The sequence below is a fragment of the Staphylococcus petrasii genome, assembly GCF_002902565.1.
Classification (GTDB): domain Bacteria; phylum Bacillota; class Bacilli; order Staphylococcales; family Staphylococcaceae; genus Staphylococcus; species Staphylococcus petrasii.
The window spans coordinates 1-16423 of the sequence record NZ_PPRC01000012.1; the positions used below are offsets into that span (position 1 = coordinate 1).

Consider the following 16423-nt stretch of genomic DNA (forward strand, 5'->3'; position numbering starts at 1 on the left):
TGAAAGCACTATCATGCTTGTAAATTCAATATATTTCATATTCTTCATGTCATGTACAGTTGTATTTTCAATGTGTATTTATTACGGATTTTCAGCTATTTTGGTTCTTCATTTTCAAAAAATAAAAAAAGAAACTATTGAGAGATTTAATAATTTGATATACTAAAAATCATAATAAAGAGGAAGAAGGCGTTAATGTAATGGATTGGTTTCAATTAGCCAGTAAAAAGGAAAGTAGAATGATTCAGATGCGTCGTTATATGCATCAATATCCTGAACCTTCTTTCGAGGAAACATGGACGCATAATTATATTCTTAATCAATTAAGTCATTTAAATTGCGAAATTGAGTCGCCTGTAGGACGTAATGGCATTAAAGCTACATTCAAAGGCAAAGGAAATGGTCCTACAGTAGCGTTTCGAGCTGACTTTGACGCGTTGCCTATCCAAGAGTTAAATGATGTTCCTTATAAATCAAAAAATGATGGCTTTATGCATGCATGTGGTCATGACGGACATACAGCCATCCTATTAGGCGTGGCAGAAATCGTACATGAACATCGTCATTTATTAAAAGGGAATGTTGTATTTATCTTCCAATATGGCGAGGAAATTATGCCTGGTGGTTCACAAGAAATGATTGATGATGGATGTCTCAAAGACGTCGATAAGATATATGGCACGCATTTATGGAGCGGTTACCCTACAGGTACCATTTATTCACGTCCTGGGGCGATTATGGCCTCTCCAGATGAATTCTCAATTACAATTAAAGGTAAAGGTGGCCATGGCGCAAAACCTCATGAAACGATTGATCCTATTGTAATTATGGCCGAGTTTATTCTTAGTGCACAAAAGATAGTATCACGTACGATCGACCCAGTTAAAGAAGCTGTGTTGACATTTGGCATGGTGCAAGCTGGTTCTTCAGATAGCGTTATTCCAGATTCAGCATTTTGTAAAGGCACTGTACGTACGTTTGATACAGAGTTACAGGCGCACATTCAAAATAAAATGGATAAATTATTGCAAGGACTTGCCCTAGCAAATGATATTACTTATGAGATGGAATATATTCGTGGTTATTTACCAGTGCATAACCATAACAGTGGCTATGAAGTAATAAAACAAGCAGCTAATGAGATGCATTTACGCTTCAATGAATCTGAACTTATGATGATTGGCGAAGATTTCTCTCATTATTTAAAAGTTCGCCCAGGAGCATTTTTCTTAACAGGCTGTGGCAATCGTGATAAAGGCATTACAGCGCCTCATCATAACCCACATTTTGATATTGATGAAGCAGCATTTAAGTATGCCGCTAGTGAATTCTTGAAAATATTAGAAATTGAAAACGTGTTTTAAAATTGGATAAAGATGGTTTTATAAAGAAATGTCTATGATGACTCTTACATTGAGTTAATCATAGACATTTTTTATTTATTATAGGGTGTGAGATTTTTATAGCATAGCGTGATAACTATTAATCGTATAAAAAGTCAAAAGTGTCTGTTTTCAGGCATATAAAAAAGAGGCTAAAACAAGATTAAATGTCTTAGCCTCTTTAAACATTTAGGCAGTAGCTGACTGATTTGAAAATACGCTTGAATTAAGCTTTTCAAATCTAGTCACCCTTGCCAGGGCAGAACGACGAAATTATTTTAATTTCTGTCCTGCTCCCCAAAAAAAGACTCCCCTAAGGGAGTCTTTAAAACAAAGAATAATTAAAATTATTCGATGATTTCAGTTACAACGCCTGATCCTACAGTACGTCCACCTTCACGGATTGAGAAACGAGTACCGTCTTCAATCGCGATAGGAGCGATTAATTCTACTGTCATTTCAACGTTGTCGCCAGGCATAACCATTTCTGTACCTTCTGGTAAGTTAACAACACCAGTTACGTCAGTAGTACGGAAATAGAATTGTGGACGATAGTTTGAGAAGAATGGAGTGTGACGTCCACCTTCGTCTTTAGATAAAACGTATACGTCTGCTTTGAATTTAGTGTGAGGTGTGATTGAACCTGGAGCAGCTAATACTTGACCACGTTGTACGTCTTCACGAGCGATACCACGTAATAAAGCACCGATGTTGTCACCAGCTTCAGCGTAGTCTAATAACTTACGGAACATTTCTACACCTGTAACAGTTGTTTTAGAAGTGTCGTGTAAACCGATGATTTCAACTTCTTCACCAACTTTGATTTGACCACGTTCAACACGGCCTGTAGCAACAGTACCACGACCTGTGATTGAGAATACGTCCTCAACAGGCATCATGAATGGTTTGTCAGAATCACGTTCTGGAGTTGGGATATAATCATCAACTGCTTGCATTAATTCTAAGATTTTTTCTTCGTATTGAGCATCGCCTTCTAAAGCTTTTAATGCTGAACCAGCGATTACAGGTACATCGTCACCTGGGAAATCGTATTCAGATAATAAGTCACGTACTTCCATTTCAACTAATTCTAATAATTCTTCATCGTCAACCATGTCAACTTTGTTTAAGAATACTACTAATGCTGGTACACCAACGTTACGTGATAATAAGATGTGTTCACGAGTTTGTGGCATTGGACCGTCAGCAGCAGATACTACTAAGATACCGCCGTCCATTTGAGCAGCACCAGTGATCATGTTTTTAACATAGTCAGCGTGTCCTGGGCAGTCAACGTGAGCATAGTGACGTTTGTCAGTTTGATATTCGATGTGTGCAGTATTGATTGTAATACCACGTTCTTTTTCTTCTGGAGCGTTGTCAATCATGTCATATGATTGTGCTACAGTGTCACCATTTTTAGCTAATACAGTTGCGATAGCAGCTGTTAAAGTAGTTTTACCATGGTCAACGTGACCGATAGTACCAATATTGGCATGTTCTTTTGAGCGATCAAATTTTTCTTTTGCCATTATTAAATCTCTCCTATTCTAGTAAAAGTTATTTCAATATTATCTCTCATGATAGTTTCTCACCATCATGAGAAATAATGATTGTTCTTAAAAGAATTCATAGTTCTTTTATAATGTATTTTTCGCAAAAAATCAATTCATAAAGATGATAGCTTAAATAATAAGCTCAAGCTGTATTTTACCTAGATTTACTAGTTAAAACAAGTTTAATTATTCACCTTTATTTTTCTTGATGATGTCATCAGCGATTGATTTTGGAACTTCTGCATAGTGGTCAAAGTACATAGTGTAAGTACCGCGACCTTGAGTGTTAGAACGTAATGAAGTTGCATAACCGAACATTTCTGAAAGTGGTACATAAGCGTTAACAACTTGTGCATTACCACGAGGTTCCATACCATCAACACGTCCACGACGAGCTGTTACGTCACCCATGATATCGCCCATGTATTCTTCAGGCATTTCGATTGTAACTTTCATCATTGGTTCTAAGATAACTGGATCACATTTTTTAGCAGCTTCTTTAAGTGCTAATGATGCAGCAATTTTGAAGGCCATTTCAGATGAATCGACATCGTGGTATGAACCATCAAATAATTTTGCTTTAACATCGATTAATGGATAACCAGCTAAGACACCATTTTCCATAGCATCTTTAAGACCAGCTTCAACTGATGGAATGTATTCACGAGGAACTACACCACCAACGATAGCGTTTTCGAATTCGAAGCCTGCGCCAGTTTCGTTAGGTGTGAATTCAATGTGAACATCACCGTATTGACCACGACCACCAGATTGACGAGAGAATTTACCTTGAACTTGTGCAGATTGCTTGAATGTTTCACGGTATGAAACCATTGGAGCACCTACGTTACATTCAACGTTGAATTCTTTCTTCATACGGTCAACTAAGATGTCTAAGTGTAACTCACCCATACCACCGATGATAACTTGTCCAGTTTCTTCATCTGTATGAGCATGGAATGTTGGGTCTTCTTCTTGTAATTTAACTAAAGCTTGAGTCATTTTATCTTGGTCAGCTTTAGATTTTGGTTCTACTGATAAGTGGATAACTGGTTCAGGGAATTCCATTGATTCTAAGATAATGTCATTCTTTTCACCACATAATGTGTCACCAGTACCTGTTTCTTTAAGACCAACTGCAGCAGCGATATCACCTGAGTAAACAGTATCAATCTCTTGACGTGAGTTAGCGTGCATTTGTAATAAACGACCTACACGTTCACGTTTGTCTTTAGTTGAGTTCTTAATGTAAGAACCTGATGTTAATGTACCTGAATATACACGGAAGAAAGTTAATTTACCAACATAAGGGTCAGTCATAACTTTGAATGCTAATGCAGCGAATTCAGCTGAATCGTCAGGTTTAGCAATAACTTCTTCTTCAGGATTTTCAGCACGGTGTCCAATGATTGGTTTAACATCTAAAGGAGATGGTAAGTAATCGATTACTGCGTTAAGCATTAATTGAACACCTTTGTTTTTGAATGCTGTACCGCAAAGTACTGGGTAGAATTCTACGTCAGTAGTAGCTTGACGGATAGCATCTTTTAATTCTTCAACTGAAATTTCTTCGTCACCAAGATATTTTTCCATTAATTCGTCATTGCTTTCAGCAACTGCTTCGATTAAGTTAGCGCGAGCTTCTTCTGCTCTATCTTTGTGATCGTCAGGAATTTCAATTTCATCAATTTCTGTACCTAAGTCGTTTGTATATTTGAAGCATTTCATTTCAACTAAGTCGATGATAGCTTCAAATTCGTCTTCGGCACCAATTGGTAATTGGATAGGTGCAGCGTTAGCTTGTAAGCGATCATGAATTGTGCTTACAGAGTAATCGAAGTTTGCACCTAATTTATCCATTTTGTTTACGAATACGATACGAGGTACTCCATAAGTAGTAGCCTGACGCCAAACTGTTTCAGTTTGAGGTTCTACACCTGATTGAGCATCAAGTACAGTAACCGCACCGTCAAGTACACGTAATGAACGTTCAACCTCTACAGTGAAGTCTACGTGTCCTGGAGTATCGATAATGTTTACACGGTGGCCTTGCCATTGTGCTGTTGTAGCAGCAGATGTGATAGTAATACCACGGTCTTGCTCTTGTTCCATCCAGTCCATTTGTGAAGCACCTTCGTGTGTTTCACCAATTTTGTGGATACGACCTGTATAGTATAAAATACGTTCAGTCGTAGTTGTTTTACCAGCATCGATGTGAGCCATGATACCGATGTTACGAGTGTTTTTCAATGAAAAGTCTCTAGCCATTGTTTTTCTCCTTCCAGTTATTACTGAATAAGTACTATAGAATATGGCGATGCCCTAAGCACGAACCATCTTTAACTTGGTAAACCAATTTGTCGACGGAACACACTCAGGGTTAAAGCTTTTATCTTACCAACGGTAGTGAGCGAATGCTTTGTTCGCTTCAGCCATTTTGTGAGTATCCTCACGTTTTTTAACTGCACCACCTGTATTATTAGCAGCGTCTAAGATTTCGTTAGCTAAACGATCTTCCATAGTTTTTTCACCACGAAGACGAGCATAGTTAACTAACCAACGTAATCCTAAAGTAGTACGACGTTCTGGGCGTACCTCAACTGGTACTTGGTAGTTAGAACCACCCACACGACGAGCTTTTACTTCTAATACTGGCATAATGTTGTTAATTGCTTCTTCAAATACTTCTAAAGCATCGCGACCACTGCGTTGTTCCACAAGGTCAAATGCTGAATAAAGAATTCTTTGTGCTGTTCCGCGTTTACCATCTAACATAATTTTGTTAATTAATTTAGTAACTAACTTAGAGTTATGAATTGGATCTGGTAATACGTCTCTTTTAGGTACTGATCCTTTACGAGGCATAATGAAAATCCTCCCTTCCTATTATAGTATATTCTCAAAAATTGATATTAAAATTTACACAATCTTAATCTTAATTTTTAGGTTTTTTAGTTCCGTATAATGAACGACCTTGTCTACGTCCATCAACACCTGAAGTATCAAGCGCACCACGTACGATATGGTAACGCACACCAGGTAAGTCTTTTACACGTCCACCACGTACAAGTACAACACTGTGTTCTTGTAAGTTATGGCCGATACCAGGAATGTATGCGTTGATTTCAATATTGTTTGATAAACGCACACGTGCATATTTACGTAAAGCTGAGTTAGGTTTTTTAGGTGTCATAGTACCTACACGAGTACAAACACCACGTTTTTGAGGTGAGTTTAAGTCAGTAAATTGTTTCTTTTTACTATTGAAACCTCTGTTTAAAGCTGGTGAATCTGATTTTTTAGTTTTGCTTTTTCTAGGTTTACGTACTAATTGGTTAATAGTTGGCATTGAAATGTCCTCCTCTCTTCACTTTTTAATTCCACACATCCAGGTGGTTCATTTTTAGGTTAAATAAAATTTAGTAAGCAATATACTTACTAATTCTCATTCAATAACGCAACAATTGTTGCATTAACATTGATACCTACATATTTCCCCAAAGCTTGTTTGCTTTGAAAATATGAAATAGATATATTTTTATGATTGATTTGGCTAAATACGCGAGCCAATAAATGGACTTCAACGTCTTGAGCAATAATCAATGATGCAACTTGATCTCGTTTCAACGCTTTAAGCGTTTCTTTAAGACCAACCACAAAGTGTTGTTTGTTAAAGCGTGCAACTTTTTCATTAGACATTAAAATATCCTCCAAAGTTCTGCTTGCATCAACCTTTACTATAGTAACACTTTTAAACGTATCAAGTCAACAATTTTTGTAGACTTTTTACTCATTTTCAAAAAATAAAGAACGAGAGCGAGGCCTCACTCTCAAAAGATTGATAAGCCCCGTCTCGTCAGTATTGAAGATAAATCTTAAATAGATTTTATCTCATCTATTATTCAGTAACTTCAACTTCTTCAGTTTCAGAAACCGGTGTGCCAGCTTTATCATATTTAACGTCACTATAACGTCTCATACCTGTACCAGCTGGGATTAACTTACCGATAATAACGTTCTCTTTAAGACCTAATAAGTCATCACGTTTACCTTTGATAGCAGCATCAGTAAGTACACGAGTAGTTTCTTGGAATGAAGCAGCTGATAAGAAACTTTCTGTTTCAAGAGAAGCTTTAGTAATACCAAGTAATACTGGTTTAGCAGTAGCTGGGCGTTTACGTTCTTTGAATGCTTCTCTGTTAGCGTCTGTAAAGTTATGGATATCAACTAATGAACCTGGTAATAGTTTAGTGTCACCAGCTTCGATGATTCTAACTTTACGTAACATTTGTCTAACCATTACTTCAACGTGTTTATCGTCGATTTCTACACCTTGCATACGATAAACTTTTTGTACTTCTTTAAGCAAGTAGCTTTCAGTCGCATTTAAACCAGCAACAGCTAAGAAGTTCTTAGGCTCAATAGAACCTTCAGTTAATACTTCACCGCGTTCAACTGATTGACCAACTTCAACTACAATTCTTGAAGTACCTGAAGCTAAGTAAGATCTTGTTTCGTTAGCACCTTTGATCACAATTTCTTGTTGGCGATCTTTAGCTAATTTAATATCTTCAACTACACCTTCGATTTCCGTAATTACCGCTTGACCTTTAGGGTTACGCGCTTCGAAAATCTCTTGGATACGTGGAAGACCTTGTGTGATATCACTTCCGGCTACCCCACCTGTATGGAATGTACGCATTGTAAGTTGGGTACCTGGTTCACCGATTGATTGAGCGGCGATTGTACCAACTGCTTCACCCACTTCAACTTTTTCACCTGTAGCAAGGTTTTTACCGTAACATTTTTCACATACACCGTGACGAGTGTTACAAGTAAATGCTGAACGGATGTACATTTGTTCGATACCAGCATCTGTAATTTGTTTAGCAATTTCTGCTGTGATTAATTCGTCTGGACGGATGATGATTTCATCTGTTTCAGGGTGACGAATTGTTTCTTTAGAATAACGACCTTCGATACGTTCGATGAATGGTTCGATCATTTCTGTACCTTCTCTGATATCAGAAACTAATAAACCACGGTCAGTACCACAGTCTTCTTCACGAACGATAACATCTTGTGCAACGTCAACAAGACGACGAGTAAGGTAACCTGAGTCAGCTGTTTTAAGGGCTGTATCGGCAAGACCTTTACGCGCACCGTGTGTAGAGATGAAGTATTCTAATACTGTTAAACCTTCACGGAATGATGATGTGATTGGTAACTCGATAATTTTACCTGATGGCGCAGCCATTAATCCACGCATACCAGCTAATTGTGTAAAGTTAGATGCGTTACCACGGGCACCAGAGTCACTCATCATGAAGATTGGGTTTGTTTTCTCAAGAGATTGCATTAATTCGCCTTGAATTTGGTCTTTAGCGTCAGTCCAAATTTCTACAACAGCGTTATAACGTTCATCTTCAGTAATTAAACCACGGTTGAATTGTTTAGATACACGTTCAACTAATTTCTCGTGTTCATCTAAGATTTGTTGTTTGTCTGGAAGTACCACGATGTCAGATACACCAACAGTGATACCAGCTTTAGATGAATATTTGAAACCTAAGTCTTTCATACGGTCAAGCATCATAGATGTATCTGTAATGCTAAATCTGTTGAAGACTTCAGCGATAATGTTTCCTAAGAATTTTTTATTGAATGGTTCAATAAGTTCTTTGTCCTCGAAGTATTCTTTAAGACCACCTTCACCTAATTCAGTTGGATTGATGAAGTATTTATCTGGTGTTTTACCTTCAAGGTTAGCTTGAGAAGGTTCGTTAATATAAGCAAATGAATCTGGAATGATTTCATTGAATATAACTTTACCTACTGATGTAACTAAAATCTTATTGTTTTGTTCTTCAGTGAACGTTGGATTGTTAAATGATTTAGCATGTACACCAATACGAGTGTGTAAGTGAACATAACCATTTGCATAAGCTTTAAGCACTTCGTTAGTGTCATTGAAAATAACACCAGTGTTAACAGCATCTTTACGTTCTAAAGTTAAGTAATAGTTACCTAATACCATATCTTGTGATGGTGTAACTACTGGTTTACCATCTTTAGGGTTCAAAATGTTTTGAGCAGCTAACATTAACATACGAGCTTCAGCTTGTGCTTCTTTAGATAAAGGTACGTGAACGGCCATTTGGTCACCGTCAAAGTCCGCGTTGTAAGCAGTTGTTACAAGTGGGTGAAGACGGATTGCACGACCTTCTACTAAAGTAGGTTCGAATGCTTGGATACCTAATCTGTGAAGTGTAGGTGCACGGTTAAGTAATACAGGGTGTTCTCTAATAACATCCTCTAATACATCCCATACTTCGTCATCCATACGTTCAATTTTGCTTTTAGCATTTTTGATATTTGTAGCAATTTCACGTTGAACTAATTCTTTCATTACGAATGGTTTGAATAATTCAAGTGCCATTTCTTTTGGAAGACCACATTGATACATTTTCAAGCTTGGTCCTACTGCGATAACTGAACGTCCAGAGTAGTCAACACGTTTACCAAGTAAGTTTTGACGGAAACGACCTTGTTTACCTTTCAACATGTGAGAAAGTGATTTCAATGGTCTGTTACCTGGACCAGTTACTGGACGACCACGACGACCGTTATCAATTAAAGCATCTACTGCTTCTTGTAACATACGTTTTTCGTTTTGAACGATGATGCCAGGAGCACCAAGGTCTAATAAACGTTTTAAACGGTTGTTACGGTTGATAACACGACGGTATAAGTCGTTTAAGTCACTTGTAGCAAAACGTCCACCATCTAATTGAACCATTGGACGAATTTCTGGTGGGATGATTGGAAGTACATCTAAAATCATCCATGAAGGATTGTTACCAGAATTTCTAAATGATTCTACAACTTCTAAACGTTTGATGGCACGAGTTAATCTTTGACCAGTCGCAGATTCTAACTCATCACGTAACGTTTTTAATTCTTCATCTAAGTTAATTTCTTCTAATAAGTCTTTAATACCTTCAGCACCCATTTTAGCTACAAATTGGCCTGGGTATTTATCATAGTAATCTCTGAATTCTGCTTCAGATAATAGTGATTTTTTCTCTAAACCAGTTGGGCCTGGATCTACTACCACATAAGAAGCGAAGTAAATAACTTCTTCTAATGCTCTAGGAGACATGTCTAATAAAAGACCCATGCGACTTGGGATACCTTTGAAATACCAAATATGAGATACAGGAGCTGCTAATTCAATATGTCCCATTCTTTCACGACGTACTTTAGATTTAGTTACTTCTACGCCACATCTATCACATACCATGCCTTTGTAGCGTACACGTTTGTACTTACCACAACTACATTCCCAGTCTTTTGTTGGTCCAAAAATTCTTTCACAGAAAAGACCATCTTTTTCTGGTTTCAAAGTACGATAGTTAATTGTTTCAGGTTTTTTAACTTCACCGTAAGACCAAGAACGGATTTTTTCAGGTGAAGCTAAACCGATTTTCATATAATGGAAATTATTTACATCAATCAAGGAGCCTACCTCCTTCAATTTAGATTAGCTGTGCTATTTGATTGATTCACATTTATTGAAACTAAAAATAAATCAGAAAAGATAGCGTCCAGGAAAGTTAAAGTAGCGACCTTAACTTTCCTTAGAACCTTTATCTTTTACTTCATATTATTTCTATACTTAATTGCTAATTAGTCAGTAGTTTCTTTTTGAGTTTCTGGAACATCTTTTTGTTGTAAGTCTACTTTGCGCTCAGTTGCATCTTCATCGTCAACGTCAGCCATTTCGATTTCGTTATCATGTTCATCCATTACTTTTACATCTAAACCTAAACTTTGTAATTCTTTCATCAATACACGGAATGATTCTGGAACACTTGGTCTAGAGATGTTTTCACCTTTAACGATAGCTTCGTAAGTTTTAACACGACCTACAGTATCGTCAGATTTGTAAGTTAGGATTTCTTGTAATGTATATGCAGCACCGTATGCTTCAAGTGCCCATACCTCCATCTCACCGAAACGTTGTCCACCGAATTGTGCTTTACCACCAAGTGGTTGTTGTGTAACAAGTGAGTATGGACCAGTTGAACGAGCGTGTAGTTTGTCGTCAACCATGTGTGCAAGTTTAAGCATGTACATTACACCAACAGAGATACGGTTATCGAATGGTTCACCAGTACGACCATCGTATAAGACAGTTTTACCGTCACGAGCCATACCAGCTTCTTCAATTGTTGACCATACATCATCATCGTTAGCACCATCGAATACTGGTGATGCAACGTGGATACCTAAGTTTTTAGCAGCCATACCTAAGTGTAACTCTAAAACTTGTCCGATGTTCATACGTGATGGTACACCAAGTGGGTTTAACATGATATCGATTGGACGTCCATCTGGTAAGTAAGGCATATCTTCTTCAGGAACGATCTTAGAGATAACCCCTTTGTTACCGTGACGACCACACATTTTGTCCCCAACATGGATTTTACGTTTTTGAACGATATAAACACGTACTAATTGGTTTACACCTGGAGATAAAGTATCATCGCCCTCTTCACGATTGAATACTTTAACATCTAGTACGATACCGCCTGCACCATGTGGTACACGTAATGATGTATCACGTACTTCACGTGCTTTTTCACCGAAGATAGCGTGTAATAATCTTTCTTCAGCTGTTAATTCAGTTACACCTTTAGGCGTTACTTTACCTACTAAGATGTCACCGTCTTTAACTTCAGCACCAACATAAACGATACCGCGATCGTCTAAGTTTTTAAGCGCATTTTCAGAAACGTTAGGAATATCACGAGTGATTTCTTCAGGTCCTAGTTTAGTGTCACGCGCTTCTGATTCATATTCTTCAATATGAATTGAAGTGTAAACGTCATCTTTAACTAAACGTTCACTCATGATTACGGCATCCTCGTAGTTATAACCGTCCCAAGTCATGAAACCAACTACAACGTTACGGCCTAAAGCCATTTCGCCTAGTTCCATTGAAGGTCCGTCAGCTAAGATTTCGTTGTATTCAACTACATCGCCAACAGAAACGATTGGACGTTGGTTGTAACAAGTACCTGAGTTAGAACGTTTGAATTTAGCTAATGGGTAACGGTCTAATTCACCTTCGTGTTCAGTACCGTTCTCTTCAACTAAACGACGTACTAATACTTCATTAGATTCAACGTGTTCAACACGACCTCTGTGTTTAGCAGTAATTGCTGCACCTGAGTCACGTGCTGCTACGTGTTCCATACCAGTACCTACGAAAGGTGCTTCTGGATTCATCAATGGTACCGCTTGACGTTGCATGTTCGCACCCATTAATGCACGGTTAGAGTCATCGTTTTCTAAGAATGGGATACATGCTGTCGCAGCTGATACTACTTGTTTAGGAGATACGTCCATGTAGTCCATTTTTTCTTTAGCCATAACTGTGTTGTTACCACGGAAACGACAAACAACTTCGTCGTCTAAGAAACGGCCATTTTCATCTAAGCGAGAGTTCGCTTGGGCAACTACATAGCTATCTTCTTCATCAGCTGTTAAGTAGTCGATTTGATCTGTAATAGAGTTAGTATCTAAGTCTACTTTACGGTATGGTGTTTCAATGAAACCAAATTCATTAACACGTGCATAACTTGATAATGAGTTAATTAAACCAATGTTTGGTCCCTCTGGTGTCTCGATTGGACACATACGGCCATAGTGAGAGTAGTGAACGTCACGTACTTCCATTTGAGCACGTTCACGTGTTAAACCACCAGGTCCTAAGGCAGAAAGACGACGTTTATGTGTTAACTCAGCTAATGGGTTAGCTTGGTCCATGAATTGTGATAATTGAGAGCTACCGAAGAACTCTTTAATTGATGCAATTACAGGACGGATATTGATTAATTGTTGTGGTGTGATTGAATCAGTGTCTTGAATTGACATTCTTTCACGTACAACACGTTCCATTCTTGATAAACCGATACGGAATTGGTTTTGTAAAAGTTCACCAACTGAACGTAAACGACGGTTACCTAAATGGTCAATATCATCTGTATAACCAATGCCATTTAATAAGTTAAAGAAATAACTCATTGAGGCAATGATGTCAGCAGGAGTAATACATTTTACTTCTGAATCTGGTAAAGCATTACCGATTACAGTAGTTGTACGCTCTTCTTCATCATTTGGTACATATACTTTAATAGATTGAATTTCGACAGGTTCGTCAATAACGCTACCTTCTAATTCAAACACTTCACTATTAGCATTAGTTTCTAAAACTTCCATAATTTCGTCTAATTTACGACGGTCTAAAACTGTGCCTTCTTCAGCAACAATTTCACCAGTTTCGCTATTAACGATTGGTTCAGCTAATTTTTGATTGAATAAACAGTGTTTTAAGTGTAATTTTTTGTTTGTTTTGTAACGACCAACACTTGCTAAATCATAACGTTTAGGATCGAAGAAACGTGAGTATAATAGACTCTTAGCATTTTCAACTGTTGGTGGTTCACCAGGACGTAAACGTTCATAAATTTCTAATAATGCTTGTTCAGTATTTTCAGTGCTGTCTTTTTCAAGTGTATTACGTAAATACTCACTATCACCTAATAAATCAATGATTTCTTGATCATTAGAGAAGCCTAAAGCACGTAATAATACTGTTAAAGGTAATTTACGTGTTCTATCAATACGTACATAAACTACATCTTTAGCATCAGTTTCGTATTCTAACCATGCACCACGGTTAGGAATAATTGTCGCATCATAATTTTCGCGACCATTTTTGTCGATTTTTTCATTGAAATAAACGGATGGTGAACGTACTAATTGAGAAACGATAACACGTTCTGCACCATTAATTACAAACGTACCTGTATCTGTCATTAATGGGAAGTCACCCATGAACACTTCTTGTTCTTTGACTTCTCCAGTTTCTTTAATAATTAGACGTACTTTAACACGAAGAGGTGCAGCATAAGTAGCGTCACGGTTTTTAGATTCTTCTAAATCATATTTTGGTTCACCTAATCTGTAATCTACAAATTCTAAAGAAAGGTTACCAGTGAAATCTTCAATTGGTGAAATGTCACGGAACATTTCTAATAAACCTTCTTTTAAGAACCAGTCGTAAGATTTAGTTTGAATTTCTATTAAGTTTGGTAATTCTAATACTTCTGAAATTCTCGCATAATTTCTACGTTTACGATGTCTTCCATATTGGACAACTTGACCTGCCAAACAGATTCACCCCTCAAATATTGCGTGCTAAACTAATACACAAAACAAAAAGTCGCGTAACAAGACAAAAAGAAAACGGCAACACAACTGATGACACCATTTTCGATTCTGCAATTATTCTTGTTTTACGTACTCATTTTGCGTAAAAGTACACACTTATTGAACATAAATTTTTACATTCTATAACTATATCAGAATACTACCTTGAAATCAACCTTTTCGACTTTTCAAGATGTAGTAGCCTTTATTTTTATTCACAGTTTCTACATTATTAAATATTTCTTCCATTTTCTTTTTAGCAGAAGGCATACCTTGTTTCTTTTGAATGACCACGTATAATTCACCTTGATCTTTTAACTTTGAATATGCCTCTTCAAAAATACGATGAACAACCTCTTTGCCTGCACGGATAGGAGGATTAGTTAAAACAAAATCATAACTATTATCTTCAACTTGCGATAAGCCATCACTTTCTTTTATCTCTACATTATCTATGTGATTCGCTTTTCTATTTTTTTCAGCTAAGTTTAAAGCACGTTGATTCACATCAACCATCGTGATGTGATGATGTGGTGAAACTTTCGCAATCATAAGACCAATTGGTCCATAACCACAGCCAACATCAATAACTTTTTTACTTGGACCTGGGGGATGTTCGTTTAGAAATGTTTGAACAAGCGTATCAGAACCAAAGTCAACTTTCCCTTTAGAGAATACACCAGCATCCGTAGTTAAAGTTAATTCATGTTGGTGATAATGGTAACGAATCACCTTTTCATCACTTTGAACTTCAGGATTCTCATCATAATAATGCCCCATTATTACACCTCTCTATCATTGTCCATCTTTTATTTGCTAGAAAATGAAGTAAAAACCCCGTTATCGTGATAACGGGGTTTTAATTTCTCAAAGAATTCAAGCTATCTTAGCCTCTTTGCTTTAAAAAAGTAATGAGTTATATAGATAACTTTAATATTAAGTTAAGATACTAGAATTATTTTAATTCTACAGTAGCTCCAACTTCTTCTAATTGTTCTTTAAGTTTTTCAGCTTCTTCTTTAGCAACGCCTTCTTTGATTACTTTAGGAGCGTTGTCAACTAATTCTTTAGCATCTTTTAAGCCTAAGCCAGTTGCTTCTTTAACAGCTTTAACAACTTTGATTTTTGAAGATCCAGCTGAAGTTAATTCAACGTCAAATTCAGTTTTTTCAGCTGCTGCGTCGCCGCCACCAGCTGCACCAGCTGCTGCTACAGGAGCTGCTGCTGTTACACCAAATTCTTCTTCAATTGCTTTTACTAAATCGTTTAATTCTAATACTGACATTTCTTTAATTGCTTCAATGATTTGTTCTTGATTAGCCATTTTATTATTCCTCCATTTATTTTAATATTTTACGCGCAATTATTCAGCGCTTTCTTCTTTTTGTTCTCCAACAGCTTTAACCGCATAAGCGAAGTTGCGTACTGGAGCTTGTAATACTGATAAAAGCATAGATACAAGACCATCGTGTGAAGGTAATGAACCAACAGTTTTAACTTCTTCTGCTGAGATAACGCTACCTTCCATAACGCCTGTTTTAATTTCTAAAGCTTCGTGTTCTTTAGCAAATCCTGAGATAACTTTCGCTGGAGCAACTACATCTTCAGTAGAAGTAGCGATAGCTGTAGGACCAGTTAAGAATTCATCTAAGCCTTCGATACCTGCTTGTTCAGCTGCACGACGAACCATTGTGTTTTTGTATACTTTATACTCAACACCAGCTTCACGTAATTGTGAACGAAGTTCAGTTACTTCGGCAACAGTTAAGCCACGGTAGTCAACGATAACAGTTGAAACTGAATTTTTAAGTTGTTCAGCAATAACATCAACTTGTTGTTTTTTAGCTTCAATAATAGCAGACATTCAGACACCTCCATTTTTATTTTTGGTGCTTTTTTTTATTTTTCAATAAAAAAAGCACTTTCTACCCACGGCAAAAAGTGCTTGAAAGATCATTTTAATAATCATCACGTTCAAGTCAATTTAGCCTCGGTAGGATAAGTTTTAAGTTATTATATAACTCCTACTGTCTTAGGTAAAATAATCACAATAAGTAATATAACCTGTTTATTGTGATATGTCAACATTTTTTTAAAGACTGAAAGAAATTAATTTTAAACTTCTTAAGCAAATATATAATCATATGTGCTATGCCGAAATTACATCAAATTCTCTCAGTCTTTAATCTATATCATATATCTGTC

11 protein-coding genes and 1 other annotated feature are annotated in these 16423 nt (G+C 36.9%); of the genes, 1 reads left to right on the forward strand and 10 read right to left on the reverse strand.

The features are described from left to right. The first annotated feature begins 200 nt into the window (after nt 1-200). Nucleotides 201-1364, forward strand: coding sequence for a M20 family metallopeptidase (locus CD127_RS02860; protein WP_103365702.1), 1164 nt, complete (start codon nt 201-203; stop codon nt 1362-1364). Nucleotides 1365-1729: 365 nt separating this feature from the next. Here the strand turns inward: CD127_RS02860 and tuf are convergent, their stop codons facing one another. From tuf to rplJ, 10 genes are all read right to left on the reverse strand, one after another. Then, nucleotides 1730-2914, reverse strand: coding sequence for an elongation factor Tu (tuf, locus tag CD127_RS02865; protein WP_103297571.1), 1185 nt, complete (start codon nt 2912-2914; stop codon nt 1730-1732). A gap of 210 nt (nt 2915-3124) precedes the next feature. Continuing rightward, nucleotides 3125-5206 (reverse strand): elongation factor G, encoded by a 2082-nt coding sequence (gene fusA / locus CD127_RS02870; protein WP_103297570.1) that lies wholly within the window; start codon nt 5204-5206, stop codon nt 3125-3127. A gap of 126 nt (nt 5207-5332) precedes the next feature. Continuing rightward, nucleotides 5333-5803: a 30S ribosomal protein S7 gene (gene rpsG / locus CD127_RS02875; RefSeq protein WP_001137495.1), complete on the reverse strand. Its 471-nt coding sequence runs from the start codon at nt 5801-5803 to the stop codon at nt 5333-5335. A 70-nt stretch (nt 5804-5873) separates the two neighbouring features. Further along, nucleotides 5874-6287, reverse strand: a complete 414-nt coding sequence (gene rpsL, locus CD127_RS02880) for a 30S ribosomal protein S12 (RefSeq protein ID WP_103297569.1) — start codon at nt 6285-6287, stop codon at nt 5874-5876. 89 nt (nt 6288-6376) lie between these two features. After that, nucleotides 6377-6637, reverse strand: coding sequence for a ribosomal L7Ae/L30e/S12e/Gadd45 family protein (locus tag CD127_RS02885; RefSeq protein WP_103297568.1), 261 nt, complete (start codon nt 6635-6637; stop codon nt 6377-6379). Between the two features lie 199 nt (nt 6638-6836). Continuing rightward, a complete protein-coding gene (gene rpoC, locus CD127_RS02890) occupies nt 6837-10430 on the reverse strand; it encodes a DNA-directed RNA polymerase subunit beta' (protein ID WP_167409923.1) in 3594 nt (1197 codons plus the stop codon). Nucleotides 10431-10627: 197 nt separating this feature from the next. Beyond that, nucleotides 10628-14179 carry a DNA-directed RNA polymerase subunit beta gene (gene rpoB / locus CD127_RS02895; protein ID WP_103365703.1) on the reverse strand — a complete coding sequence of 1184 codons (3552 nt, stop codon included), beginning with the start codon at nt 14177-14179 and terminating at the stop codon, nt 10628-10630. Nucleotides 14180-14389: 210 nt separating this feature from the next. After that, a complete protein-coding gene (locus CD127_RS02900; protein ID WP_103365704.1) occupies nt 14390-14998 on the reverse strand; it encodes a class I SAM-dependent methyltransferase in 609 nt (202 codons plus the stop codon). 175 nt (nt 14999-15173) lie between these two features. Continuing rightward, nucleotides 15174-15542, reverse strand: a complete 369-nt coding sequence (gene rplL / locus CD127_RS02905) for a 50S ribosomal protein L7/L12 (protein ID WP_011276720.1) — start codon at nt 15540-15542, stop codon at nt 15174-15176. Nucleotides 15543-15581: 39 nt separating this feature from the next. Next, nucleotides 15582-16082 (reverse strand): 50S ribosomal protein L10, encoded by a 501-nt coding sequence (rplJ, locus tag CD127_RS02910; protein ID WP_103297564.1) that lies wholly within the window; start codon nt 16080-16082, stop codon nt 15582-15584. 39 nt (nt 16083-16121) lie between these two features. Beyond that, nucleotides 16122-16273 (reverse strand) — a sequence feature (ribosomal protein L10 leader region). Nucleotides 16274-16423: the final 150 nt, after the last annotated feature.

What these genes read in the sequence shown, in the direction of transcription:
- rpsL (WP_103297569.1), bottom strand. Translation starts at nt 6,287, where the DNA reads ATGCCAACTATTAACCAATTAGTACGTAAACCTAGAAAAAGCAAAACT.
- rpsG (WP_001137495.1), bottom strand. Translation starts at nt 5,803, where the DNA reads ATGCCTCGTAAAGGATCAGTACCTAAAAGAGACGTATTACCAGATCCA.
- CD127_RS02860 (WP_103365702.1), top strand. Translation starts at nt 201, where the DNA reads ATGGATTGGTTTCAATTAGCCAGTAAAAAGGAAAGTAGAATGATTCAG.
- fusA (WP_103297570.1), bottom strand. Translation starts at nt 5,206, where the DNA reads ATGGCTAGAGACTTTTCATTGAAAAACACTCGTAACATCGGTATCATG.
- rpoC (WP_167409923.1), bottom strand. Translation starts at nt 10,430, where the DNA reads ATGAAAATCGGTTTAGCTTCACCTGAAAAAATCCGTTCTTGGTCTTAC.
- tuf (WP_103297571.1), bottom strand. Translation starts at nt 2,914, where the DNA reads ATGGCAAAAGAAAAATTTGATCGCTCAAAAGAACATGCCAATATTGGT.
- CD127_RS02885 (WP_103297568.1), bottom strand. Translation starts at nt 6,637, where the DNA reads ATGTCTAATGAAAAAGTTGCACGCTTTAACAAACAACACTTTGTGGTT.
- rplJ (WP_103297564.1), bottom strand. Translation starts at nt 16,082, where the DNA reads ATGTCTGCTATTATTGAAGCTAAAAAACAACAAGTTGATGTTATTGCT.
- rplL (WP_011276720.1), bottom strand. Translation starts at nt 15,542, where the DNA reads ATGGCTAATCAAGAACAAATCATTGAAGCAATTAAAGAAATGTCAGTA.
- CD127_RS02900 (WP_103365704.1), bottom strand. Translation starts at nt 14,998, where the DNA reads ATGGGGCATTATTATGATGAGAATCCTGAAGTTCAAAGTGATGAAAAG.